This is a genomic window from Pseudomonas sp. GW822-FHT05A08 (assembly GCF_058800485.1).
Window position 1 is genome coordinate 1,863,227 of sequence record NZ_CM179511.1, and the last position, 24,169, is coordinate 1,887,395.

General features: G+C 63.4%; 23 protein-coding genes. 12 read left to right on the forward strand and 11 right to left on the reverse strand.

What is annotated here, in order from left to right; all coding sequences use genetic code 11:
* Positions 1 to 32: 32 nt before the first annotated feature.
* From AC3RCP_RS08485 to AC3RCP_RS08500, 4 genes are all read right to left on the reverse strand, one after another.
* Entirely contained in the window at positions 33 to 410 is a 378-nt protein-coding gene (locus AC3RCP_RS08485; protein ID WP_007926910.1) for a YgaP family membrane protein, read from the reverse strand.
* Between the two features lie 88 nt (positions 411 to 498).
* Positions 499 to 966 (reverse strand): RNA methyltransferase, encoded by a 468-nt coding sequence (locus tag AC3RCP_RS08490; RefSeq protein WP_101337105.1) that lies wholly within the window; start codon positions 964 to 966, stop codon positions 499 to 501.
* A 165-nt stretch (positions 967 to 1,131) separates the two neighbouring features.
* Positions 1,132 to 1,497 (reverse strand): YajD family HNH nuclease, encoded by a 366-nt coding sequence (locus AC3RCP_RS08495; protein WP_009042617.1) that lies wholly within the window; start codon positions 1,495 to 1,497, stop codon positions 1,132 to 1,134.
* Positions 1,498 to 1,546: 49 nt separating this feature from the next.
* On the reverse strand, positions 1,547 to 2,233 hold the full coding sequence (locus AC3RCP_RS08500) for a spermine/spermidine synthase domain-containing protein (RefSeq protein WP_007926906.1): 687 nt from the start codon (positions 2,231 to 2,233) through the stop codon (positions 1,547 to 1,549).
* A gap of 75 nt (positions 2,234 to 2,308) precedes the next feature.
* Here AC3RCP_RS08500 and AC3RCP_RS08505 point away from each other — a divergent pair, with 75 nt between their 5' ends.
* The gene (locus AC3RCP_RS08505; protein WP_492569574.1) at positions 2,309 to 2,614 is read left to right on the forward strand and encodes a hypothetical protein; all 306 of its coding nucleotides are present in this window, start codon (positions 2,309 to 2,311) and stop codon (positions 2,612 to 2,614) included.
* On the opposite strand, the gene AC3RCP_RS08510 is transcribed toward AC3RCP_RS08505, so the two are convergent.
* The gene (locus AC3RCP_RS08510) at positions 2,611 to 3,084 is read right to left on the reverse strand and encodes a cyclic nucleotide-binding domain-containing protein (RefSeq protein WP_007926904.1); all 474 of its coding nucleotides are present in this window, start codon (positions 3,082 to 3,084) and stop codon (positions 2,611 to 2,613) included. The two genes, AC3RCP_RS08505 and AC3RCP_RS08510, sit on opposite strands and share 4 nt — an antisense overlap.
* 103 nt (positions 3,085 to 3,187) lie before the next feature.
* Entirely contained in the window at positions 3,188 to 5,242 is a 2,055-nt protein-coding gene (locus AC3RCP_RS08515) for a S9 family peptidase (protein WP_492569576.1), read from the reverse strand.
* Between the two features lie 101 nt (positions 5,243 to 5,343).
* Between AC3RCP_RS08515 and AC3RCP_RS08520 the strand changes: the two genes are divergently transcribed.
* Genes AC3RCP_RS08520 through AC3RCP_RS08530 form a run of 3 tightly spaced genes read left to right on the forward strand, consistent with a single transcriptional unit; the run spans position 5,344 to position 7,194 of the window.
* Positions 5,344 to 5,838, forward strand: a complete 495-nt coding sequence (locus tag AC3RCP_RS08520) for an MFS transporter (protein ID WP_492569577.1) — start codon at positions 5,344 to 5,346, stop codon at positions 5,836 to 5,838.
* 25 nt (positions 5,839 to 5,863) lie between these two features.
* Positions 5,864 to 6,640 carry a class II glutamine amidotransferase gene (locus AC3RCP_RS08525; protein WP_007926899.1) on the forward strand — a complete coding sequence of 259 codons (777 nt, stop codon included), beginning with the start codon at positions 5,864 to 5,866 and terminating at the stop codon, positions 6,638 to 6,640.
* Between the two features lie 11 nt (positions 6,641 to 6,651).
* Positions 6,652 to 7,194, forward strand: a complete 543-nt coding sequence (locus AC3RCP_RS08530) for a DUF2937 family protein (RefSeq protein ID WP_009042623.1) — start codon at positions 6,652 to 6,654, stop codon at positions 7,192 to 7,194.
* Positions 7,195 to 7,489: 295 nt separating this feature from the next.
* Here the strand turns inward: AC3RCP_RS08530 and AC3RCP_RS08535 are convergent, their stop codons facing one another.
* Positions 7,490 to 8,404, reverse strand: coding sequence for a LysR family transcriptional regulator (locus AC3RCP_RS08535; protein WP_007926895.1), 915 nt, complete (start codon positions 8,402 to 8,404; stop codon positions 7,490 to 7,492).
* Positions 8,405 to 8,538: 134 nt separating this feature from the next.
* On the opposite strand from AC3RCP_RS08535, the gene AC3RCP_RS08540 reads away from it, so the two are divergent.
* The 4 genes from AC3RCP_RS08540 to AC3RCP_RS08555 all read left to right on the forward strand — a co-directional run bounded on the left by AC3RCP_RS08540 (position 8,539) and on the right by AC3RCP_RS08555 (position 12,261).
* On the forward strand, positions 8,539 to 9,825 hold the full coding sequence (locus AC3RCP_RS08540) for an MFS transporter (protein WP_007926893.1): 1,287 nt from the start codon (positions 8,539 to 8,541) through the stop codon (positions 9,823 to 9,825).
* A gap of 68 nt (positions 9,826 to 9,893) precedes the next feature.
* On the forward strand, positions 9,894 to 10,643 hold the full coding sequence (locus AC3RCP_RS08545) for a 5-oxoprolinase subunit PxpA (protein WP_007926891.1): 750 nt from the start codon (positions 9,894 to 9,896) through the stop codon (positions 10,641 to 10,643).
* Complete coding sequence (locus AC3RCP_RS08550) at positions 10,640 to 11,347, forward strand: 5-oxoprolinase subunit B family protein (protein WP_492569580.1); 708 nt, start codon at positions 10,640 to 10,642, stop codon at positions 11,345 to 11,347. The genes AC3RCP_RS08545 and AC3RCP_RS08550 overlap by 4 nt, the downstream gene beginning before the upstream one ends.
* Positions 11,344 to 12,261 carry a 5-oxoprolinase subunit C family protein gene (locus AC3RCP_RS08555; RefSeq protein WP_492569582.1) on the forward strand — a complete coding sequence of 306 codons (918 nt, stop codon included), beginning with the start codon at positions 11,344 to 11,346 and terminating at the stop codon, positions 12,259 to 12,261. Before AC3RCP_RS08550 ends, AC3RCP_RS08555 begins: the two co-directional genes overlap by 4 nt.
* 60 nt (positions 12,262 to 12,321) lie before the next feature.
* Here AC3RCP_RS08555 and AC3RCP_RS08560 read toward each other — a convergent pair whose 3' ends face one another.
* The 3 genes from AC3RCP_RS08560 to AC3RCP_RS08570 form a co-directional block, all read right to left on the reverse strand.
* Positions 12,322 to 13,500, reverse strand: a complete 1,179-nt coding sequence (locus AC3RCP_RS08560) for a vWA domain-containing protein (RefSeq protein WP_007926886.1) — start codon at positions 13,498 to 13,500, stop codon at positions 12,322 to 12,324.
* A gap of 12 nt (positions 13,501 to 13,512) precedes the next feature.
* Positions 13,513 to 14,358 carry an AAA family ATPase gene (locus tag AC3RCP_RS08565; RefSeq protein WP_053260017.1) on the reverse strand — a complete coding sequence of 282 codons (846 nt, stop codon included), beginning with the start codon at positions 14,356 to 14,358 and terminating at the stop codon, positions 13,513 to 13,515.
* 143 nt (positions 14,359 to 14,501) lie between these two features.
* Positions 14,502 to 15,575, reverse strand: coding sequence for a DUF748 domain-containing protein (locus AC3RCP_RS08570; RefSeq protein WP_492569583.1), 1,074 nt, complete (start codon positions 15,573 to 15,575; stop codon positions 14,502 to 14,504).
* 133 nt (positions 15,576 to 15,708) lie between these two features.
* On the opposite strand from AC3RCP_RS08570, the gene cysK reads away from it, so the two are divergent.
* The 4 genes from cysK to AC3RCP_RS08590 all read left to right on the forward strand — a co-directional run bounded on the left by cysK (position 15,709) and on the right by AC3RCP_RS08590 (position 19,712).
* Entirely contained in the window at positions 15,709 to 16,683 is a 975-nt protein-coding gene (gene cysK, locus AC3RCP_RS08575; protein ID WP_007926882.1) for a cysteine synthase A, read from the forward strand.
* Positions 16,684 to 16,945: 262 nt separating this feature from the next.
* A complete protein-coding gene (locus tag AC3RCP_RS08580; RefSeq protein WP_009042631.1) occupies positions 16,946 to 17,884 on the forward strand; it encodes an aspartyl/asparaginyl beta-hydroxylase domain-containing protein in 939 nt (312 codons plus the stop codon).
* 345 nt (positions 17,885 to 18,229) lie between these two features.
* Positions 18,230 to 19,093, forward strand: a complete 864-nt coding sequence (locus AC3RCP_RS08585) for a DMT family transporter (RefSeq protein WP_492569585.1) — start codon at positions 18,230 to 18,232, stop codon at positions 19,091 to 19,093.
* A gap of 232 nt (positions 19,094 to 19,325) precedes the next feature.
* The gene (locus AC3RCP_RS08590; protein WP_492569587.1) at positions 19,326 to 19,712 is read left to right on the forward strand and encodes a type 1 fimbrial protein; all 387 of its coding nucleotides are present in this window, start codon (positions 19,326 to 19,328) and stop codon (positions 19,710 to 19,712) included.
* Between the two features lie 179 nt (positions 19,713 to 19,891).
* On the opposite strand, the gene AC3RCP_RS08595 is transcribed toward AC3RCP_RS08590, so the two are convergent.
* A complete protein-coding gene (locus tag AC3RCP_RS08595) occupies positions 19,892 to 23,635 on the reverse strand; it encodes an autotransporter family protein (protein WP_492569589.1) in 3,744 nt (1,247 codons plus the stop codon).
* Between the last annotated feature and the right edge of the window lie 534 nt (positions 23,636 to 24,169).

Consider the following 24,169-nt stretch of genomic DNA (forward strand, 5'->3'; position numbering starts at 1 on the left):
GGTTCATTCAACGCGGCGTTCGAGGCCGCCGATCAAACCCCGGCCTTGGGCGATTTCAACGAATCGTTGCCGGTTACGGTCGCGGTACGGGTGGCCGCCTCGGCATTGGCCTTGAGGGTTTTCAGCTCCGCGCCGGCACGCTCGATCTTCGCCCGCACGTTATTCATATCCTGGCGGCTCTTCTCCAGCAGGCTTTTCGCCGAGCTGTGGCCGGTGATGCCACGGGCCAGGGCGACCCCGCCGATGGCGACCTGGATCAGGCCGAACACACCGCCACGGCGCAGGCCCTTGCCGACCATTACTACGCCGCCGGCCAGCGAGCCGATGCGCTCCCAGCCTTGTACGTTCTGCTCCGCCGGGCTCTGGAAAGGGGTGGTTGCGATGGGTTCCAGTTGTTTGCTGTCGCTCATGATCTGTCTCCAGGGGGGATGGATATAAAGCTGACTGCGCTGGCACGGCGCTCGTTCCATCGAATGTACCGCGAACTTGAAGCAGTGCTCAGAACTTGGGGCCGGAGCGGGTGTTGTTGCCCTTGGCCAGGCGGTCGTAGAGCACCACGTTGACGGTGGCGGCGAGGTTCATGCAGCCGGTGGTCGGGATGTAGACCACGTCTTCGCACCAGTCGCGGATGTCCTTGTCCAGGGAGCCGTCTTCCGGGCCGAAGATGTACAGCGCGCGATCCGGGTGGGTGTATTCCGGCAGCGAGCGGGCGCCTTCCACCAGTTCCACCGCCACCGGCACGCAGCCCAGGGGCAGGATCCTCTTCAGGTCGTCGATGCCGATCAGCGGGATGTCCTGGTGGACCTTCTTGGTGTCGGTGACAAAGTCGCGGGCCCGTTCATAGCGCTTGCCGGTGTAGAACACCGACGCGACGCCATAGCAACCGGCGGCGCGCATCACCGAACCGACGTTCTCCGGTGACTTGGGGTTATACAAACCAATGCAGCTGTACCTTTTGTTTGCCACGAGCGGGGTGCCTTCGAGAAAAATCGCGATTATACGGGGATTGTCGGCCGGCGGTTGGATCCGGCAAATGCATCGCGGGCAAGCGGCGCATCTGCAGGATCAGTGTCTGCCGGTGCGCCGCTTGCCCGCGAGAGACCGGTCCTGTCGAACCGGAAAGAGCGGAGGTTACTCTTCGTCTTTCTTCATCAACCCCGCCAGCGCGGCGAAGGGGTTGTGGGTGGCCTTGGCGACTTTCGGCGTGCTCAGGGAGCCTTCGCCGAAGTACTGCTGGTCGGTGTAGCGCGAGTGTTCGTTGTCATGGCAGTACAGGCACAGCAGTTCCCAGTTGGAACCGTCCTGCGGGTTGTTGTCGTGGTTGTGGTCGCGGTGGTGCACAGTCAGCTCGCTCAGGCGCTTGCCGGAGAACTCGCGGGCGCAGCGTCCACAGACGTGCGGGTACATCTTCAGGGCCTTGTCGCGGTAGCCCATCTCGCGGTCGCGCTGGGCGTCGGCGAGGATGCGGTCGAGCTTGGAGGTGTTGGTCGAACTCATGGGTTCACCTTTATGCAAAGACTAATGACGGTAATGAGCCCAGTTTAGCTCAGGCCTTGAGCTTCTCGGCAATCCAGATGGTGTGGCGGGTGCCCTTGTTGCCGTGGGCGAAGACCTGCACTTGCTCGGCCTTGAAGCCGGCCTTGCGCAGCTTGTCGGAGTATTGCTTGTCGGCACTGGCCGACCACACGGCCAGCACACCCTTGGGCCGCAGGGCCCTGGCGCAGGCCGCCAGCCCGGCGGCGGAGTACAGCCAGCTGTTGGCCTTCTGGGTCAGGCCTTCGGGGCCGTTGTCGACGTCGAGCATGATCGCGTCGAACCCCTGGGGTTCGGCCTGCAGCACCTTGGCCACATCTTCCAGGCGGATCACCGTGCGCGGGTCGAGCAGCGGCCGGCCGGATTTCTCCCCGAGCGGTCCGCGGTTCCATTCGACCACCCCCGGCACCAGCTCGGCGACCACCACTTCGGCGCCCTTGCCCAGGTGCTTGAGGGCCGAGGCGAGGGTGAAGCCCATGCCCAGGCCGCCGATCAGCACCCGCGAATTCGGCCGCCCGGCGACCTTGCGGCAGGGGATCTCCGCCAGGGCGTCTTCGGAGCCGTGCATGCGGGTGTTCATCAATTGCCCGCCGTCGCCGCCCTGGATCTTGATGACAAAATCCTCGCCGTATTCGAACAGGCACAAGGCACCGCCATTTTCGGGAATCGGGGTGGTGTCCAGCAGAACGAAACGTTTCATGAGGGTCTCAATGAGGAAGGCAAACCGCCCCGGTTGGGAGTAGCCTGAGGGCTGACAATAGCGATGGAGCCATTGATGAAGCGCACTATTCTAACGGTCATTGCCCGCGCAGCGCTCTTGCTAAGTGCGGCGCTCGCGATGAGCGCCGTGCACGCCGAGGAACTGCAGGCGGTGCCCGTGACTCCGGTCCCCGCCGCTGGCTCGCCCGGCACCGCGACCCCGACCCCTTATCCGCAAATCACACCCCCCAGCACCCCCAAGGCCACGGCCCATGGCGGTGCGCCATTGCTGCCGCCGATCGACATGCCCAAGCCGCCGAAGGACCAGACCTTGCCAGGGTTGCAGCAGAACGAGACGAAAACCAGGACCCCGGGCAGCTAGACCTGTTGCGACAGCAACTGCCCGTCGGCCATGCGCAGGCGCCTGGACAGTGACACGGCGAGGGCGCGGATGATCTTGGCGGCGATCTTCGGCGCGTCGTTGAGCATTTTCTCCAGCGAGTCCTTGCCCAGGTTGAGCAGCCGGCAATCGCTGGCGGCCACGCAACTGGCCGAACGCCGTTCGCCATCGAGCACCGCCATCTCGCCAAAGGCCCGACCGCTGCGCAGGGTGGCGATGGTCACGCGCACGCCTTCGCTGTTGGTCTTCTGCACCGCCACCTGGCCGGAATGGATGATGCACATGAAGCTGCCGGCATCGCCTTCGCGGAAGATCTCCTGGCCCTGGGCGATGCTGCTGATGCTGAAGTAGCCAGCGGCGGCATTGAAGTCGGCCGGCAAGAGCTGATCGAACAATCCGCAGTCCATCAGCCAGTCGCGGATTTCATTGTTCAACAAGGTAGGTTCTGGCATGTCGTCACGGTCTTTTTCTTGTGTCTGTTGCGGTCCCGGGCAGGTGCGGTATGGCTCGGGGCCGGCGGTCCTGGGTTAAGACAGGAGCGCCGGCCGGAGTTCCTCAGGCAATGCCCAGAATCTTGAAAACAAATGCATATTCGAGCGCTACGTCACGCAATCCCTGGTAACGCCCGCTCATCCCGCCGTGGCCGGCGCCGAGCTCGGTCTTGAGCAGCAGCAGGTGGTCGTCGGTCTTGGTGGCGCGCAACCGGGCCACCCACTTGGCCGCCTCCCAGTACTGCACGCGGCTGTCGTTGTAGCCGGCGATCACCAGGGTCGCCGGATAGGCCTTGGCCTCGACATTCTCATAAGGCGCGTAGGCCTTGATCCGCGCGTAGACCTCGGGCTCCTCCGGGTTGCCCCATTCGTCGTACTCGGTGACGGTCAGCGGCAGCTCGGGGTCGAGCATGGTGTTGAGCACATCGACGAACGGCACCTCGGCGATCGCCGCCTTGAACAGTTCCGGGCGCTGGTTGAGCACCGCACCGATCAACAGTCCGCCGGCGCTGCCGCCGCTGATGGCCAACTGCTCGGAAGTGGTCAGGCCCTGGGCGATCAGGTGTTCGGCGCAGGCGATGAAGTCACTGAAGGTGTTCTGCTTGTGTTCCTGCTTGCCGGCGCGGTACCAGGCTTCGCCCAGCTCGCCGCCGCCACGCACGTGGGCAATGGCGAAGGCCACGCCGCGCTCCAGCAGGCTCAGGCGCGCATGGGAGAACCACGGGTCGAGGCTTTCGCCGTAGGCGCCGTAGCCGTAGAGGTACAGCGGTGCCGGCCGGCCCAGGGCTTCGCGCTTGATCACCAGGCTGATCGGCACCTGGGTGCCGTCGGCCGCGGTCGCCCACAGGCGCTGGCTGACATAGGCGTCCGGGTCGAACACGCCGAGCACCGGGGTTTCCTTGAGCACTTTCTGTGCGCCGCCGGCCAGATCCAGCTGGCGGATCTGCGCCGGACGGTTCAGCGCTTCGTAGCGCAGGCGGATGCGCTGGCTGACGAATTCCAGGCTGTTTTGCACATGCAGGCTGTAGGCCGCATCCGGCAGTTGCACGCGATAGGCTGGCAGGCCCTCGGGGTGCACCTCGATGATCGGCAGGCCGCCTTCGCGCAGGCTCAGGGTCATGGCCGAGCTGTTCAGGTTCAGGCCTTCGAGCATCACGCTATTGCTGTGGGGGATCAGGTTCTGCCAGTCGGCTTCACCCGGCACCGTGCCCTGGTCCGGCGCCTGGTAGAGGGCGAAGTTGATGCCGTCGCGGTTGCTGCGGATAAACCAGGTCCACTGGCCGTCGAGCAAACCGTGATCGACGTCGTATTCATGGTGTTCGACCCGCGGCGCCAGGCAGGTAAAGGCCTGCTGCGGCTGCGCCGCGTCGAGTACCCAGACCTCGCTGGTGGTCTTGCTGCCCAGGGACAGCAGCAGCTGTTTCTCCGAGCTTGAGCGGTAGCAATGCAGGAAAAAGCGCCCGTCCGGCTCATGGAACACCTCTTCGGCGGTGGTGCCGTCCAGGCGATAACTGAACAGTTTGTGCGGGCGGTGGGTGTCGTCCAGCTCACCGAAGAACAGGGTCAGGCTGTCGTTGGCCCAGGTCATGCTGCCGTCGCAATCGGCGAACGCCAGTTCGCTGACCTTGCCGCTGGACAGCTCCTTGACGAACAGGGTGTAGACCTCTTCGCCGCTGGTATCGAGGCTGTAGGCCAGGCGCTGGTGGTCGGGGCTGATGCTGAAGGCGCCGAGGGAGAAGAAACCACCCTTGGCCAGCTCGTTGGGGTCCAGCAGCAGCTGTTCCTGGCTTTCGTCGACGCTCAGGCTGTCGTCGGCCGGGCGTGGGCAGCGGTAGTGCCGGGCGTATTCGTCGCCGGCGGTGGTGCGGGTGTAATACAGGTACGGGCCCCAGGGGGAGGGCAGGGACAGGTCGGTCTCGAGGATCCGGCCCTTGATTTCCTGGAACAGGGTTTCACGCAGCGCCGCCTGGTCGGCGAGGGCCGCTTCCTGGTAGCTGTTTTCGGCCTTCAGGTAATCGAGCACGGCATCGGTGTCGCGCTCCTGGAGCCAGGCGTACGGGTCCGGGCCTTCGGCCTTGCGGGCGATCGGGGCGCTGGTGACGTGGGCGGATACGGGCATGAAGGGCTCTCGGGGCGGTGACAATTAAGGGCGCGGCAGACGGCGGTGCAGCCTGGCATGCGAAAAGCCGTTATCATAAGCGCCTCTTTGCCTGCCTTGCCATGGACACCATGACCGAGAACGACTATCTGATCGCCTGGGGGCTCTACGCCTTCGCCGCCTTGGGCTGCCTGCTGGTGTGGATGCGCCTGACCCGCTGGATGTGGCGCTGGCTGCGCGAGCCGCTGCGAGTGCTGGTGGCGGTGCTGCTGTTCAGCCCGACCGTGGTCGACCCGGCCAAGGAGATGTTCGCCCCGGCCGTGGCCATCACCGCCCTGGACATGCTGTTCAAGGTCGGCAACAACGCCTGGCGCGCGGTCTCCGACCTGTTCATGTATGGCGTGATCGCCTTCGGCATCTACCTGGTGTTCGTCCTGATCCGCTGGCCGATCGAGCGCGCCTCCAAGGCCCGCAAGGAACAGGCCGAGGCCGCCAAGGCCGCGGCCCGTGCCGAAGAGTCGGACGACCAGCCTTTCGGCGGTGCCGGCGACGATCGCTACGGCCGCCCGCCAGTGCCCAGCAACCCCCAGCGTTCGCGGATCGAACCGCGCCTGTAACACGCATTGAAGCGAGAGTCCGAGCATGTGTGAGTTATTGGGCATGAGCGCCAATGTACCGACCGATATCGTGTTCAGCTTTACCGGGCTGATGCAGCGCGGCGGGCGCACCGGCCCGCATCGCGACGGCTGGGGCATCGCTTTCTACGAGGGCCGCGGCCTGCGCCTGTTCCAGGACCCGGCGGCGAGCAGCGAGTCGGAAGTGGCCAACCTGGTGCAGCGCTACCCGATCAAGAGCGAAGTGGTGATCGGCCACATTCGCCAGGCCAACGTCGGCAAGGTCTGCCTGTCCAACACCCATCCGTTCGTGCGCGAGCTGTGGGGGCGCAACTGGTGTTTCGCCCACAACGGCCAGCTGGCGGACTTCCAGCCTCCCACCAGCTTCTATCGTCCGGTGGGCGATACCGACAGCGAAGCGGCTTTCTGCGACCTGCTCAACCGGGTGCGCGAAGCCTTTCCCGAGCCGGTGGAAGTCGAGGAACTGCTACCGTCGCTGGTGGCCGCCTGCGCCGAATATCGCGGCAAGGGCGTGTTCAACTGCCTGCTCAGCGATGGCGACTGGCTGTTCTGCTATTGCTCGACCAAGCTGGCGCAGATCACCCGCCGCGCGCCCTTTGGCCCGGCCCGCCTGAAGGATGTCGATGTGATCGTCGACTTCCAGGCGGAAACCACGCCCAACGACGTGGTGACGGTGATCGCCACCGAACCTTTGACCGAAAACGAAACCTGGACTCGCTACGAGCCGGGCCAATGGAGCCTGTGGCGGCGCGGTGAATGCGTCCTGCACGGCCAGACCGAATAAGGACATCCCCTATGTTGCTCAGTTATCTGCGGCTGGTGCTGTTTGCGGCGGGCCTGTTGATCGGTGTACAGGTGCCGGGTTTCATCAGCGATTACGCCAAGCGCGTCGAGGCTCACCTGATCGAGGCCCAGGCCGGCCTGCAAGGGTTCCAGGGCACCGCCAACCAGTTCTTCAAGGGCGATCTGCAGGCGCTGGTCGCCCACTATCGGGCCAGCGACGATCCGGTGTTTCGCAGCGACGCCGACAGCCTGGGCAATCTGCTGGTTCGCCAGCGCGCCCTGGACAAGCAGTTCCAGGCCATGCAGGGCCCGTGGTACATCCGCCTGCTGCAAGTGGTGCTGGCTGCCGACCCGGATATCCGCCAGGAAACCTGGAACGGCTACAGCTACCAGATCCTGCTGACCCCGCAAGCGATGATCTGGGCCATGAGCGGCGCCTTGCTGCTGTCGTTCGGCCTGGAATGCCTGTATCGCCTGATCGACTGGGTGGTGCTCGGCGGCAAGCGCCTGCGCCAGAGCCGGCCGATCGAAGAGCGTGACTTGAAGGGCTTGTGATGTAGCCGCTGCCACAGGCTGCGATCGACGGCGCAGCCGTCGTAAACCAGCCGACGCGTTTTTCCAGGCAGATCGCGGATGCAGGTTACGCAGCAACTGCGTTGCCGTTCGCAGCCTCGCAGGCTCGGCAGCGGCTACACGGACGCCGCGATCCCTGTAGCCGCTGCCGCAGGCTGCGATCGGTTGCGCAGCAAGCGCAAAGATGGCTGGCTCACAAACGCTCATCGAGCCGGTTCACGCAGGCTGCGCCCGCGATCGCAGCTGCGGCAGCGGCTACAAAAGCATTCGCGGCGGATCAGCCCGCCAGGACGATGTAGTTCTCGCCGACCTTTTGCGCATAACGCTCCAGCACTTGCTGGCACAGCACCACCACCTCTTCCACCAGTTCGACCCCCACCCGCCATGACACCACCACCTGCAGGTTCGGCGGGCGCTGGTCGATGGCCAGCAGGGTCAGTTCGCCGCGCGCCAGTTCCTCGCTGACCAGCACCGGCGGCAAGGCGCCGATGCCGAAACCGTCGCGCAGCAGGCGGGTAATGGCCGACACCGAGTTCACGCAGTTGAGCCGTGGCGCGGTCACCCCGTTGGCCTGCATCAGGCTCAGCACTTCCTGGTGCGGCAGGGAGTTCTTCGAGTAGGTGATGATGCGTTCCCGGGCCAGCTCGGCCAGGTTGGCGTACTCGCGGTTGTAGATCGAGTGGCTGGCGACTATCCAGCCCATCGGGTGGCTGGCCAGTTCCAGGCTGCGAATGGATTCCTGGCGCAGCAGGTCGGTTTGCAGCACCAGGTCGAGAAAGCCTTTCTGCAACTGGTCGCAGAGGTTCAGCGAGGTGTCGGCCACCAGCTCGATTTCCACCTGGGGATAGCTGTCCATCATCCGCGCCACCAGGGGGCTGAGCCAGGTGTGGATCACCGTGTCCATGACGCCGATGCGAATCCGCCCGACCTTGCTCGAGCGGGTCTCGATCGACTGTTTGAGCGCCTGCATGGTGTCCATCATCTGCTCGGCATAGTCGAGTACCTTGAGGCCTTCCGGGGTCAGGGTCACGCCGCGCGAGTCGCGCAGGAACAGCTTGACCCCCAGTTCGCCCTCGAGCACGGCGATGCGGCTGGAGATCGACGCCTGGGTGGTGAAGAGTTTGTCGGCGGTCAGGCGAAAGCTTTTCAGGCGCGCCACCCAGACAAAGGTTTCAAGAAACTTGAGGTTCATGCGATCAACTTTTCTTATGTCTGGAGGCGGTTTTTATTAGTTGGACGGAGCAGGGCGCGGGCGCCAAAAATCGCTGCGTCTCACGATAAGCGTCGTCGGGACCCAGAACAATATTAATAAAGTGGAGATTTGCCATGAGTGCGCCCGACACGCTCGCCGCCAGCAAGGCCAAAGGCCGCGCCGGCCCCTTCGACTGGTACCGCGACATCAATCAGCAGGAGCGCCGCACGTTCTGGAGCTGCAAGGCCGGTTACGGCCTGGATGGCATGGACACCCAGATGCTCAGCTTCGTCATCCCGACCCTGATTGCGCTGTGGGGCATCAGCTCCGCCGAGGCCGGCCTGATCCACACCAGCACCTTGCTGGCTTCCGCCCTGGGTGGCTGGATCGCCGGCATCCTGTCCGATCGCATCGGCCGGGTGCGCACCCTGCAACTGACCGTGCTCTGGTTCGCCTTCTTCACCTTCCTGTGTGGCCTGGCGCAGAACTACGAGCAACTGTTGATAGCCCGGACCCTGATGGGCTTCGGTTTCGGCGGCGAGTGGACCGCCGGCGCGGTGCTGATCGGCGAAGTGATCCGCGCGGAAAACCGCGGCAAGGCGGTGGGCATGGTGCAGTCCGGCTGGGCCTTGGGCTGGGGCATCACGGCACTGCTCTATGCGCTGATGTATTCCCTGCTGCCGCCGGAAGACGCCTGGCGCGCCTTGTTCCTGCTGGGCATCCTGCCGGCGATCTTCGTGATCTTCGTCCGCCGCCTGGTCAAGGACCCGGAGATCTACCGGCAAACCCGGGCCCGGGAAGTGCCCGACAACCCCTCGCGCTTCTACGAGATTTTCGCCCCCGGCATTCTCAGCACCACCCTGCGCGCGTCGCTGCTCGCGGCCGGCGCCCAGGGCGGTTATTACGCCATCACGTTCTGGCTGCCGACCTTCCTCAAGACCGAGCGGGGCTTGAGCGTGCTGAGCACCGGCGGCTACCTGGCGATGGTGATCTTCGGCTCCTATGTGGGTTATGTGATCAGCGCCTATCTGACCGACATTCTCGGGCGCAAGAAGAACTTCGTCCTGTTCGCCGCCGGCTCGTTCACCATCGTCCTGCTGTACACGCAAATGCCGGTGAGCAACGCGGTGATGCTGTGGCTGGGCTTTCCCCTGGGCTTCTTCGCTTCGGGGATCTTCAGCGGCATGGGCGCCTTCCTGACGGAGCTGTTCCCCACGCGGATCCGCGGATCGGGCCAGGGCTTCTGCTACAACAGCGGCCGGGCGCTGGCGGCCCTGTTCCCGCTGCTGATCGGGCTGCTCAGCCAGCACATCCCGCTGGGCGCGGCCATCGGCACCTTCGCCGCTGTGTCCTACGGCATCGTGGTCCTGGCGGCCCTGAGCCTGCCGGAAACCCGTGGCAAACAACTCGAAGCGCGCTAACTGATAATCTGTGGGCATCCCGCGCGATCCCCGCAGCCAACATGACAAACGCTACAGGAGCACTGACCGTGAGCCGCCTGTTATTGAATTGCGACATCGGCGAAAGCTTTGGCAACTGGACCATGGGCCTGGATGCCGAGGTGATGCCGTTCATCGATTGCGCCAACATCGCCTGCGGTTTCCACGCCGGCGACCCGAGCATCATGCGCAAGACCGTCAGCCTGGCCCTGGCCAATGGCGTGCGCATCGGTGCGCACCCGGCGTACCAGGACCTGGCCGGTTTCGGCCGCCGTTCCATGGCCTACGGCGCCCAGGAACTGCAGGACCTGCTGCACTACCAGATCGGAGCCCTCGACGGCATCTGCCGGGCCCAGGGCACTCGGGTGAGCTACGTCAAACCCCATGGCGCCATGTACAACGACATGATGGCCAACCCGGCGCAGCTGCGCGCGGTGATCCAGGCGGTTGCCGCCTACGACAAGACACTGCCGCTGATGTTGATGGCCACCCGTGACAACGGCGCGGCCCAGGCCCTGGGCGACGAGTTCGGCGTGACCCTGTGGTTCGAAGCCTTCGCCGACCGTGCCTACGACAACGCCGGTCACCTGGTTTCGCGGCAACTGCCGGGGGCGGTGCATCACGACCCGGAAAAGATCATTGCCCAGGCCTTGACCATCGCCCGCGGCGACGCGCTGCTGGCCAGTGACGGCAGCGCCTTGCACCTGCAGGCCAATACCCTGTGCGTGCACGGCGACAACGCCAGTTCGGTGGCCGCCGTGCAGCGTATTCGCGCGGCCCTTGCGCAGTTGCCAGCATGAAAATACGCCTTGAAGTGGTGGCCATCGATTGCCTGATGGTGCGCCTGTTCGATGCCATCGCCGAGGCCAACATGCCGTGGATGCTCGCTGCCAGCGAGCGCCTGCGGACGGCCTTCGGCGGGCAGTTGATCGATCTGGTGCCGTCCTATACCACGCTGATGGTGCACTACGACCTGCGGGCCCTGAGCCCGTCCCAGGCGCGGGAGCTGATCGATCTGGCCCTGACCGACCTCACGCCGGACTCGCGCACCGGCGGCCAGCGCCATGTGCTGCCGGTCTGGTACGACCTCAGCGTCGGCCCGGAGCTGAGCCTGTTGTCGCGGCGCAGCGGCCTGTCGGTGAACGAGGTGATCCGTTGCCACAGCGAGCGTGAATACCAGGTGTTCGCCCTGGGGTTCGCCCCGGGTTTCGCCTTTATGGGGCTGGTGGACGAAGTGCTGGCCGCGCCGCGCCTGGATACCCCGCGCAAGCGGGTGGCGGCGGGCAGCGTGGGCATTGCCGAACGGCAGACCGCGGCTTATCCGGTGGTGTCGCCGGGAGGCTGGAACCTGATCGGGCGCACACCGAGCCGCCTGTTCGATCGCGAGCGCGATGGCTACAGCCTGATGCAACCGGGCGACAGCGTGCGTTTCACCGCGGTGGACCACGCCGAATTCATCCGCCTGGGCGGTGACGACACGCCACTTCCGGAGGCACTGGCATGAGCCGCCTGACGATCGAAGCCAGCACGCCCTTGTGCCTGTTGCAGGATGCCGGTCGCTTTGGCGTGCGGCACCTGGGCGTGACCCAGGGCGGCGCGCTGGACTGGGTGTCGATGTCCTGGGCCAACTGGCTGCTGGGCAACGCCCTGGATGCGCCGGTGATCGAGATCACCCTGGGTGGTTTCAGCGTGGTCGCCGAGGAGTTGTGCCTGCTGGCACTGGCGGGCGCCGACCTGGGGGCCTGTATCGACGAGCGTCCGCTCAGCCCGGGGCGCAGCTTTATCCTGCAAAAAGGCCAGCGGTTGCGTTTCACCCAGCCGTACCTGGGCGCGCGGGCCTATCTGGCGGCGCCCGGCGGTTTCAATGCGCCCAAGGTGCTGGGCAGTTGCGCCAGTGTGGTCCGCGAGGAACTGGGCGGGCTCGACGGCTTCGGCCGGCCACTGGCCGCGGGCGCGCGGCTGGAGTATTGCGGGGCAGGGGTGAACCTCAAGGTGCTGTCGGGCAAGCAACTGCCGGACCTGCAATCGAAGGCGCCGCTGGAGGTGATTCTCGGGGCGCAGATTGGGCAGTTCAGCGGGCAGAGCCTGTTCGATGCCTTCAACAGCGCCTGGGCCCTGGACAGTCGCGCCGACCGCATGGGCATGCGCCTGCTGGGGCCGTCACTGCGTTATCAGGGGGCGCCGATGATCTCTGAGGGCATTCCCCTGGGCGCGATCCAGGTGCCGCCGGACGGCCAGCCGATCGTGCTGCTCAACGACCGGCAGACCATTGGCGGGTATCCGCGGCTGGGGGCCTTGACGCCCCTGGCGCTGGCGCGGCTGGCGCAATGCCTGCCGGGCAGCGAAGTGCGCCTGACGCCGGTGGTGCAGGAGACGGCGTATCGGCAGCAGATCGAGTTTCTGCGGCGCTTCGCCTGATCCCTGTAGCCGCTGCCGCAGCCTGCGGCAGCGGCTACAGGGATCGCGTTGGATGGGATCCTATTTGGAGAGAAACCGCATCCCTTCTTCCAGGCCGCGCAAGGTCAGCGGGTACATCTGGTCTTCGATCAGTTCGCGCACGATGTTGGTCGAGGCGGTGTAGCCCCAGGTGTCTTTCGGGTAGGGGTTGATCCAGATGAGCTTCTTGTACTTCTCCATGAAGCGCTGCATCCACACATAACCGGCTTCTTCGTTCCAGTGCTCGACGCTGCCGCCGGCCTGGGTGATTTCGTAGGGCGCCATGGCGGCGTCGCCGACGAAGATCACTTTGTAGTCGGCGCCGTATTTGTGCAGCACGTCCTGGGTCGAGGTGCGTTCAGAGCCGCGGCGCAGGTTGTTCTTCCACACCGACTCATAGATGAAGTTGTGGAAGTAGTAGTACTCCAGGTGCTTGAACTCGGTCTTGCAGGCCGAGAACAGCTCCTCGCAGATCTTCACGTGGGCATCCATGGAGCCGCCGATATCGAACAGCAACAGCAGCTTGATGCTGTTGCGTCGTTCCGGGCGCATCTGGATGTTCAGCAGGCCGGCGTCGCGGGCGGTGTGGTCGATGGTACCGTCGATATCCAGCTCGTCCGCCGCGCCCTGGCGGGCGAACTTGCGCAGGCGGCGCAGGGCCACCTTGATATTGCGCGTGCCCAGTTCCACCGAGTCGTCGAGGTTCTTGTACTCGCGCTGGTCCCAGACCTTGACCGCCTTGCCCTGGCGCTTGCCGGCATCGCCGACGCGGATGCCTTCCGGGTTGAAACCGCCGGAGCCGAAGGGGCTGGTGCCGCCGGTGCCGATCCACTTGTTGCCGCCGGCATGGCGTTCCTTCTGTTCTTCCAGGCGCTTCTTGAACTCTTCGATCAGCTTGTCCAGGCCGCCGAGGGACTGGATCTGCGCCCGTTCCTCATCGCTCAGCGAGCGTTCGAACTCCTTGCGCAGCCAATCCTCGGGGATCAGCGCCTGCAGGTGGTCGTCGAGTTTTTCCAGGCCGTTGAAGTAGGCGCCGAATGCGCGGTCGAACTTGTCGAAGTGCCGTTCGTCCTTCACCAGGATCGCCCGGGACAGGTAATAGAACTCGTCCATGTCGGCGAAGGTCACGCGCTGCTTGAGCGCGTTGATCAGGTCGAGCAGCTCGCGCACCGACACCGGAACCTTGGCGGCACGCATTTCATTGAACAGGTTGAGCAGCATGACAATGCCCTCTCAGCGGGTGCCACGACGGCTCATGAACGCCAGGCGTTCGAGCAGCTGTACATCCTGCTCGTTCTTCACCAGGGCACCGGCCAGCGGCGGGATGGCCTTGGTCGGATCGCGTTCGCGCAGCACCGCTTCGCCGATGTTGTCGGCCATCAGCAGCTTGAGCCAGTCCACCAGTTCGGAGGTAGAAGGCTTCTTCTTCAGGCCCGGCACCTTGCGCACATCGAAGAACACGTCCAGCGCTTCGCTGACCAGGTCCTTCTTGATGTCCGGGTAGTGCACGTCGACGATTTTCTGCAGGGTGGTGCGGTCGGGGAAGGCGATATAGTGGAAGAAGCAGCGGCGCAGGAAAGCGTCCGGCAGCTCTTTCTCATTGTTGGAGGTAATGATGATGATCGGGCGCTGCTTGGCCTTGATGGTCTCGTCGATTTCGTAGACGTAGAACTCCATCTTGTCGAGTTCCTGCAACAGATCGTTGGGGAACTCGATGTCGGCCTTGTCGATCTCGTCGATCAGCAGGATCACCCGCTCCTCGGATTCGAAGGCCTCCCACAGCTTGCCTTTCTTCAGGTAGTTGCGGATGTCATGCACCTTGTCCACGCCCAGCTGCGAATCGCGCAGGCGGCTCACTGCGTCGTATTCGTACAGGCCCTGGTGAGCCTTGGTGGTGGACTTGATGTGCCAGGTGATCAGCCTGGCACCGAAGGATTCGGCCAGTTGCTCGGCGAGCATGGTCTTGCCGGTGCCCGGTTCGCCCTTGACCAGCAGCGGCCGCTCCAGGGTGATGGCGGCATTGACTGCCAGCTTCAGGTCATCGGTGGCGACGTACGCGCTGGTGCCTTCGAACTTCATCTGCAATTCCTCGAACGGTAACGCCGACGTGCATCGAGCAGGTCGGAAGAATAAAACACGAATGGCCGACTATAGCGCGCCGCCCGGCCGACTGTGAACGCAGACGCCCCATTCAGTCTCTGAATGGGGCGTCACGTGGTGACTCAGTCAGCGGATGGTTTGGGACGCTCATACTGGGCATTGAAGGCCTCGATGAAACCATTGCGTAAAATCTGCAAAAAAGCCTGGAATGCGCTGATATCACGCTGATGTACGTTGCCTTTGAGTTCGACCCGGGTGGCGAACTGGTTTTTCCCCTGGTTTTTCAGCACGGTTTCGCTGACCCCCACCAGGGCTTCCCAGATCGAACGGAATATCCCTTTGTCCTTGTTCTCGACATCCTGTTGCCAATTGAACACATCGACATCGCGCAGCAGCGGCTTGATATAGCCGGTGAGCTGGCCCTTGTTGGCTTCGGCTTCGATCACCAGGTCGCCGTGGCCGGCGTTGAAGTCGAATTTGCCATAGGCGGCGGCGAAGTCGTTCAAGCGCTTGAGTTCGATATCCCGCACGCGCAGGCGGAACTCGAAGTCCTGGAAGTCGCTCAGTGGGTCGAAGGTGGCGTTGGTTTCCAGCGGCGCATGCCCCAGCAGCAGGGCCTTGCCTTCGAGGCGGGCGTCGCGTTTGCCTTGGGTGTCGACCACGTTGGTCAGGTTGTAGGCGCTGGCGTTGACCTGGGTGGCGCTCATGTTCACCGGCGGTTTGGAGTTGAAGTTGCGGAAACTGATCTTGCCGTCGCTGACCTGTACTTCGTTGAGGGTGATGGGCAGCAGTTTGTTCAGCTGGGCCCGCCAGTCGGTGCCTTCACCGGTTTGCGAGTTCTTTTTGGTGGCACCGTCGACGAAGTTGACCTGCGGCCCGACGAATTGCACTTCGGCCACCACCGCATGGTCGTACCACAGGGAGCGCCAGCTCACTGACAGATCGACCAGCGGTGCATTGACGAACGGCACCGGCACCTTGCCGTCGACCTTGACGATTTTCAGGCCGTTGATCCGGTAGGCACCGCGCCACAGGGCCAGGTCGACATCGGCGATCTGGCCGCGGTAGTCGCCCATGTTGGCGAGCCGGTCATTGAGGTAATCGCGCACCAGATAGGGCAGGGCGATATGCAGGGCAACCAGCAGCACCAGCACCCCGGCGAGGGTCCACAGGGGCCAACTGTAGCGACGTTTCATGAGCGTGAGTCTCCAGCCATGTGCCTTATAGCGATTGACTCCCCGGCATCGCAGACGTTCGTCCCGACTGGACGCTCATGGGTGCGAGGCATACCCTTGAAGACTTCCTTTCACGCTGTACAAGGACCCAGCCATGAGCCGCATTTTCGTTGACAACGCCCATTCCATCGGCAATACGCCGCTGGTGCAGATCAACCGCATCGCGCCCCGCGGCGTCACCATCCTGGCCAAGATCGAAGGGCGCAACCCGGGTTATTCGGTGAAGTGCCGGATCGGCGCGAACATGATCTGGGACGCGGAAAGCAGCGGCAAACTCAAGCCGGGCATGACCATCATCGAGCCGACCTCGGGTAACACCGGTATCGGCCTGGCGTTCGTCGCCGCGGCCCGTGGTTATAAGCTGGTCCTGACCATGCCGGCGTCGATGAGCATCGAGCGGCGCAAGGTGCTCAAGGCCCTGGGGGCCGAACTGGTGCTGACCGAGCCGGCCAAGGGCATGAAAGGGGCGATCGAGAAGGCCGCGCAAATCCTCGCCAGCGATCCTGACAAATACTTCATGCCGCAACAATTCGATAACCCGGCCAACCCGGCGATCCACGAGAAAACCACCGGTCCGGAAATCTGGAATGACACCGATGGCGCGGTGGACGTGCTGGTGGCGGGCGTCGGCACCGGCGGCACCATCACCGGGGTTTCCCGCTACATCAAGAAGACCCAGGGCAAACCTATCTTGTCGGTGGCGGTGGAGCCGAGCGTCTCGCCGGTGATCACCCAGAAGCTGGCCGGCGAAGAGATCAAGCCCAGCCCGCACAAGATCCAGGGCATCGGTGCCGGTTTTGTGCCGAGCAATCTCGACCTGTCGATGGTCGACCGGGTCGAGCTGGCGAGCGACGAGGAATCCAAGGCCATGGCCCTGCGCCTGATGCAGGAGGAGGGGATCCTCTGTGGCATCTCCTGCGGCGCGGCGATGGCGGTGGCGGTGCGCCTGGCGGAGACCCCCGAGATGCAAGGCAAGACCATAGTGGTGGTGCTGCCGGATTCGGGTGAACGTTATCTGTCGAGCATGCTGTTCAGCGACCTGTTCACCGAGCAGGAGAACCAGCAGTAAGGCAGTGGGAAGGTGATCGCCGGCAGGCTCCGCAGGAGCCCGCTTGCCGGCGATCGAAGGCGTTGCAGGGCATGTTGCATGGGTACTGACCTGCATCAGCTGGCGTTCAGCTGGCGTATGTTAATCAGCGTTTTATTGCACGACTGTTAACACTGATTGTCGGTTTGTGCGGGTTTTTCCAGGGGCCAGGAGTGTTTATCATGGCCGGCTGCCATGCCGGATGAATGCTGCCCCGCCGGTAATTATTTCAAGGAGATATTGCATGAGCCTTTCGTTTGCCGCCAAGTCCGCGGTGTTGCTGCTATTCATCGGCAGCACTCTCTACGTGCATTTACGCGGCAAGGCTCGACTGCCGGTGCTGCGTCAGTTCGTCAACCATTCGGCGCTGTTCGCTCCTTATAACGCCTTGATGTACCTGTTTTCCGGTGTGCCTTCCAAGCCCTATCTGGATCGCAGCAAGTTCCCCGAGCTGGATGTGCTCAAGGACAACTGGGAAGTGATCCGCGACGAAGCCATGCATTTGTTCGACGAGGGTTACATCCGCGCTGCGGAGAAGAACAACGACGCCGGTTTCGGTTCGTTCTTCAAGAAGGGCTGGAAGCGTTTCTACCTCAAGTGGTACGACAAACCGCTGCCGTCGGCCGAGTTGCTGTGCCCGAAGACCGTTGAACTGGTCAGCCGCATTCCCAACGTCAAGGGCGCGATGTTCGCCCTGCTGCCCGGTGGCAGCCATCTGAACCCGCACCGCGATCCGTTCGCCGGCTCCCTGCGCTATCACCTGGGCCTGTCCACGCCGAACTCCGACGACTGCCGGATTTTCGTCGACGGCCAGGTCTACGCCTGGCGCGATGGCGAAGACGTGATGTTCGATGAAACCTATGTGCACTGGGTCAAAAACGAGACCGACAAGACCCGGGTCATTCTGTTCTGCGACATCGAGCGTCCGCTGAGCAACCCGCTGATGACCCGCATCAACCGCTGGATCAGCGCCTGGCTGGGGCGTGCCACCGCGCCGCAGAACCTCGACGACGAGCGCGTCGGCGGGATCAACCAGGCCTATGCCTGGAGCAAGCGCTTCAGCGATCGCATCAGTGGCGTGGTCAAGCAATGGAAACGCCGCAATCCGAAGCTCTACCGCGTCATGCGTCCGGTGCTGGCGGTGGTGGTCCTGACCGCCCTGGGTTACTGGTTGTTCGGATAAGGCGTTGCAATGAATATCGGGCGCTGGTTATAGTCGGCGCCCGGTGTATCAGAAGATTCACCTTCCACTTCAGAAAGATCAGCACATGCCTCATTCCCTCATCAACGCGGTAGTCGATTCAGCGGTCAACGCTGGCGTCGTGCCGTGCGGGAACCCGCAGCCTGTGCAGATCAGTCATTACCCCCCACCTGTCAGTAGCACGCCGGTGTGCGCCGTCGTATCGCCGCCGGGCGTCGTCGTACGGGGCTGATCGGCAACCTCTGCTGTTGCCCGCGCCCGCCAGAAAAAACTACTGAATTTCAGCCTCGGCTGAGTTGGCTATTTGCCTGATTACAGGTGGTATTCATGTTGTTCATATCGAAAAAGTCCGCGCTTGCGGCGGCTTCCACGAGCCTGTTCGTCCTGCTCTGGAGCAGTGGGGCGATCTTCTCCAAATGGGGGCTGGCCCATGCCTCGCCCTTTGCCTTCCTGCTGTTCCGTTTTGCCATCGCCCTGTGCGGGCTGGTGCTGTTGATTCCCCTGCTCAAGCTGCGTTTGCCCCGCGGACGCAAGCCGATGCTGTACGCGGTGGCCACCGGGCTGGTGTTGCTGGGGGCATACCAGATCTTCTACCTGCTGGCCCTGGACCTGAAGGTCACCCCCGGAGTGATGGCCACCATCATGGGAGTACAACCCATCCTCACCGTGGTGATCATGGAGCGTCAGCGCTCCTGGAGCCGGATGTTCGGCCTGGCGCTGGGTTTGGCCGGGTTGATCATGGTGGTCTATCAGGGCATCGGCCTGGCCGGCATGTCGCTGGCCGGGATGCTCTTCGGCCTGCTGGCCCTGGTGAGCATGACCCTGGGCTCGATCATGCAGAAGCGCATCAGCGACAACCCACTGGGCACCCTGCCGGTGCAGTACCTGGCCGGGCTGTTGCTGTGCGCGCTGTTCGTGCCGTTCCAGCCGTTTCACTTCGAGCACAGTGTCGGCTTTATCGTCCCGGCGCTGTGGATGGGGCTGGTGGTCTCGGTGCTGGCGACCTTGCTGCTGTACCGGCTGATCGCTCGCGGCAATCTGGTGAATGTCACCAGCCTGTTCTACCTGGTGCCGGCGGTGACGGCCGTGATGGACTACCTGTTCTTCGGTAATCGGCTGGCGCTGCTGAGCGTGCTCGGCATGCTGTTGATCATCATCGGGTTGGTGTTCGTGTTCCGCAAAAACGGCTGATTCATGAGGGCCGGGCGCAGCTTTCGACTTGAGCGAGGGCTGCGCCTTTTTTTGCCTGGGCGGACCCTTCAGATTGGCCAGGGCTGGCCGATAGCAATGATGGCTCATTGCCATTAATTTGTATTCGCTTTTACCCTATTTATTGGTTATTTGGGAATAGGACAAACCTTAAAAATTAAAGATTTCTTCTACACTGACGACATACTCTTCAGGCCCAATGGAGAAAGTCAGAATGAGTACCAAGCTGGTTTTGGCAGGTGTCGGCATGTTTCTAGGCTTGAGTGGAATCTGTTCCGCAGCCCCTCAAAGCATCCAGGGAACGATTTATTTTCACGGCAGCATCGTCGAGGAGCCTTGCACGCCAAGCTCGACTGCCCAAGGCGGGGCTGCGTTGAGTCTTCGCCAGTGCCCGCAGTTTTCCCGCAGCAACGACATTCGTGTACACGGCGTCGGCCCATCGAGCTCGGTGACGGCCATCGGCAAATCGCCAGTCAACGTCAAGCTGGTCACGGACAGCGGCAAGGAAGGGCGCTACTACGATCAGCAATATGCGTTGGTCGATGAGGCGGGCAAACCGGTCAACTCGGGGATGTACCTGATTACCTTGACGTCGCCATAAGTCAGGTATAGGCCAATGCCCGGCGCTAGAGCGCCGGGTATTGAATGACCGTCACGGATGCCCCCGTTGTTGCTGGAGGCATGCCTTGACGAAAGGCAAAAAAAAGACCGGCAAGTGTACCTTGCCGGTCAATCCACAACACGCAGCGGCGGGGCCGCCGCTGCGTGATCAGGGCGGGGTTAGAAGCGGTAGCTGGCGTTCAGGCTCAGGCCATGCTCGCTGGCACCGCTGCCCAGTTGCCCGTTGTAGGCGGCGCCCAGGCTCAGCTCGGGAGTCACCCGGGTTTCCACTCCGGCTTCGACCACTGCACTATTACGCGAGTAGGCCGCACCTTCGATACGGAACGCATCGCTGCCGTCGAAACGGTAGGTGTTGGACGGTGTGATGCCGTTCAGGGCGTGTTTCCAGCCGGCGCTGCCGAACACGGTGAGCAACTTGCCGTTGTCCAGCTGCTTGTCGGCGCTGGCGCGCAGACCCAGGGTGGAGAAGGTCTGCTCGTCCGACGCGTGCTTGGCGCGCAGGGCCGCGGGGCCGCCACTTTCCTTGAAGCCTTCGCTCTTGACCTGCACATAGGCCAGGTTGGCGAAGGGTTCCAGCTGTACCGAAGGGCTGAGGTCGAAGCGCCGGCCCAGTTCGCCGAAGGCTTGCAGGGTGTTGGCGTCATGCTTGGACTTCAGGTGGTCGCTGTAGCCGGCGAAGTTCACCGAACGCTTGGCGTCGATCCGGCTCCAGGTGTACGCCATGCCGCCGCGCAGGTCGAAGCCGCTGACCTGTGTTCCGCCATAGACACCCAGGTGGATGTTGTCGTTGTCGCTCGAGGAGTCGCGTGACGAGCTCTTCAGTTCGGTGCGGCTGTAGCCGGTCAGCACGCCGACATGGCCGCGGTCGCCGACCGCGGTATCGACCCCGGTGAGCAAGCCCTTGGTGTCACTGCGCAGGTTGGCGGTATTGCTGTCGCCCTTGACTTCGCCCCAGTTGCCCAGCGTGGTGATCCACGGGGTCAGGCTGGAGTGAGTGTCGCTCGCGGTGTCACGGGCCTGGGCGGCGCTCGCCGAGCGCAGGCGGGTGTTCGCCGCGTCGCGAACCAGGCGGCTGTCCTGGACCAGCGCCGAACGGGTGGAGTTGTGGAACTCGCCGGACAGTTGATCGAAGGCATCGCGAGCCTGGTGGTCATCGGGCAGATAGGCGATGGCCTCGAACAGCTTGTTGTGCACCGGTGGCGTCAGCGCCGGCACGGCCGCGCCTTTCAGGCTTTGTGCCGCAGTGGCCGTGGCCCGCTGGTTGGGGGTGAAGGCGGCTTCCTGGAACAGGCGCGTCTGTTGCACATCCAGGTAGGCGTTGTGGCTGTCGTAGTTGTCCACCAGGTCATAGAAGGTCGAGACCCAGGTATCACCCGTCAGCTTGTAGCGCCCGCTCAGGCCTTTCTCGGTCGCCAGCACCAGGTAGCGACGGTCCAGCTCGTAGCGTTTGCTGTCGAGTTTGTCCGCCTTGATGATGCTGCCGTCCTCGAGCCGCGCCGCGCCGTTCACCAGCAGCCGGTCGTTGGCCCCGGTACTCAGCAGTTCGGCGTGGAAGGTCGAACCGCTGTGCTGGTCGAGATCGCCGGCCAGGGTCAGGGTGCCGATGGAGTTGCCGGGGGCGATGGTCGCGCCTTTGTGCAGGGTGACGTTGCCGACCTGGCCGTTGCCGGCCAGGGTCGCGCCGTCATACACGTCGGTCGAGCCGCCGAGCTTGCCGTTGACGGCGAGGATGCCCGATTCGACGAGGCTGCGGCCGTGGAAGGCGGAACTGTCGCCGCTCAGCTCGGTGCGCCCGGCGCCGCGCTTATAGAGCGTGCCGGTGCCGGAGAGGGCGCCGCCGAAGGTGTAGCCGTTGGCACGGTTGAACACCAGGCTGCCGGGCGCGTCGATCTGCACGTCGCCAAGGATCGAGCCGCTGTTGCCGCCGTTCGCGCCGGCACCCAGTTGCAGGGTGCCGTTGCTGATCAGCGTGCCGCCCTTGTAGGTGTTTTCGCCGGTGAGCACGGTGGTCCCCGTGCCGCGCTGCTCGACCGAGCCGCTGCCGTAGATGACGTGGTCGTACTGGTACTGGTTGTTACGGTCGAACACCACCTTGCCATCGTTGCCGATATCGCTGAGCACTTCACCTTGGCTGCCGTTGAAGGCACCGATGTGCAGGCTGGCGTTCTTGTCGACCTGTACTTGCCCGGCCATGACGTTGTTCAGCAGCAGTTCGCCGCCTTTGACATTCAACTGGCCGGTGAAGCGGCTGGAGTCACCGTTGAACACGGTCTGCCCGGCGATATGATTGATGCGGCCCTGACCTTCGAATCCGGCATCGAACTGGTAGTCACGGTCGTTGTGGTTGAACTGGACCAGGCCCTGGCCCTGGCCGAAGACCACGCGTTTGGCTTCCAGCTTGCCCGCGCCCTTGGCGTCGGCGGCTTTGTCGCTGGTCGCTCCCACATAAAGAGCGGCATTGGAGGTGCCGTCGGCGGCGATCCGTAGGATGCCGCTGCCGACTTTGGCCACGCCCTGGTTGGCGAGCACCAGGCTGGCGTTACCGCCCTGGCCCACAGTCAGGTCGCCGAGGGTTTCCCAGAGGCTGCCCGCGCCGTCGATGCTGGCGCTGCCATTGGCGCCCTGGTTGGCACCGATGATGCCGTCCTGGCTGTTTACCTGACCGCCATTCTTGATCTCCAGGGTGCCGTTGCCAGCGCCGCCGACGATCAGTGTCTTGTCGGTGGACAGCGTGCCGTTGTCGACGCTGAGCGTACCGCTTGAACCTTTGCGTGCGCCGAGGACGGTGTTGCCAGCGGTCTGCACCTTGGCCCCGTTGGTGAGCGACAGCGAGCCGTTGCCGGCCTGGCCGACGATCATGTCGCCGAGGGTCTTCCACAGGCTGTTGGCGCCATCGAGGCTGGCGCTGCCATTGGAGCCCAGGTCGGCGGCGATGATGCTGTCCTGGCTGGTGACCTGGCCGCCGTTCTTGATTTGCAGGGTGCCGTTGCCGGCGCCGCCGACGATCAGGGTCTTGTCGGTGGACAGCGTGCCGTTGTCGACGCTGACCGTACCGCTACCGCCTCTGAGCGCACCGAGGACGGTATTGCCAGCGGTCTGCACCTTGGCCCCGTTGGTAAGCGACAGCGAGCCGTTGCCGGCCTGGCCGACGATCATGTCGCCGAGGGTCTTCCACAGGCTGCCGGTGCCATCGAGGCTGGCGCTGCCATTGGCGCCCAGGTCGGCGGCGATGATGCTGTCCTGGCTCTCTACCTGGCCGCCGTTCTTGACCTGCAGGGTGCCGTTGCCGGCGCCGCCGACTACCAGCCGCTTGTCGCTGGTCAGCGTCGAGCCGCTGTCGACGATAAGGGTGCCGGAGGCACCGCGGTCTGCGCCGATCAGGGTATCGCCCTGGGAGCGGGCCTTGGAGCCGTCTTTGAGGGTCAGGTCGGCCGATCCGCCTTTGCCGACGATCAGGTCGCCGCCGGTGTTCACTGTCGCGCCGTTGTTGAAGGTGGCCTTGCCCGTGGCGCCCTGGACGGTGCCCAGGGTGAAGCTGTCACCGATGTTCAGCTTGCCGTTGGCGCCGACATTCAACTGGCCCAGGCCATTGTTGGCGGTGCCGACGTTCAGGCTGCCGACCGTTCGCGCGCTGTCCAGTTGCGCGACCTGGTTGTTGCGCCCGGCGAGCGGCCGGTCGATGTTGACCGCCTCATCGCTGGCGGGAGCGCCGTTGCTCCAGTTGCCACTGTTTTCCCAGGCGTTGCTGTCGTCGACGCGATGGGGATTACCGTCTTCGTCATAGACAATGTGATGGGCGTCTCCGGTCCAGTTCGTCGTGGCGAATACGGCTGGGGCGAAGGAGCTCAACGCCAGGGCGACGGCGAGCGCGGTGCTGGAGGGGCTGAAATTATGGGGTGTCATGGTTTTCTTTTCCAAGGCGGTGCCTGTGTGGTCGGAGGGGGAAAATGGCGTTGAGTGCGCTATGGATCAGCGGCGCGCGCCGGGGGTTGAAAGCGTTCGATGGCCGCACGGAAGCGCGAAGCGCCTTTTGGCCGGGAGAGGAGTTTTCTGGCTATGAAGTGCAATAGGACCGGTGCTGTAACAGTGCGGCCTGAGTGATCTGTTCATAAGCGTTGAATAACTGATCAAGTTGTCCTGGCAAGTTGTGAACGGGCCGGTAACTTAATAAAGAAGAAGGCGGGAATATACGTGGGGAGAGAGGTTGGGAACTTTTTTGAAGCTTTTCAGAAATATCTTTATGGTGATCGAGAATAATCTTTGTTGGTAATGGTTAGTTCGTTGTTGTTATCAGTGGAACTCTCTGGTGCGGGCTTCTTTTGCGAATTGCATTCAAGTTTTATGGGGTTTGGACGAGGGGGTGAAAGAAGGGGGTAAAAAATAAAGACGGCGGGGTAATGATTTTTTTTGCTTGAGGGGATGTTTTTGTTGAGAGAG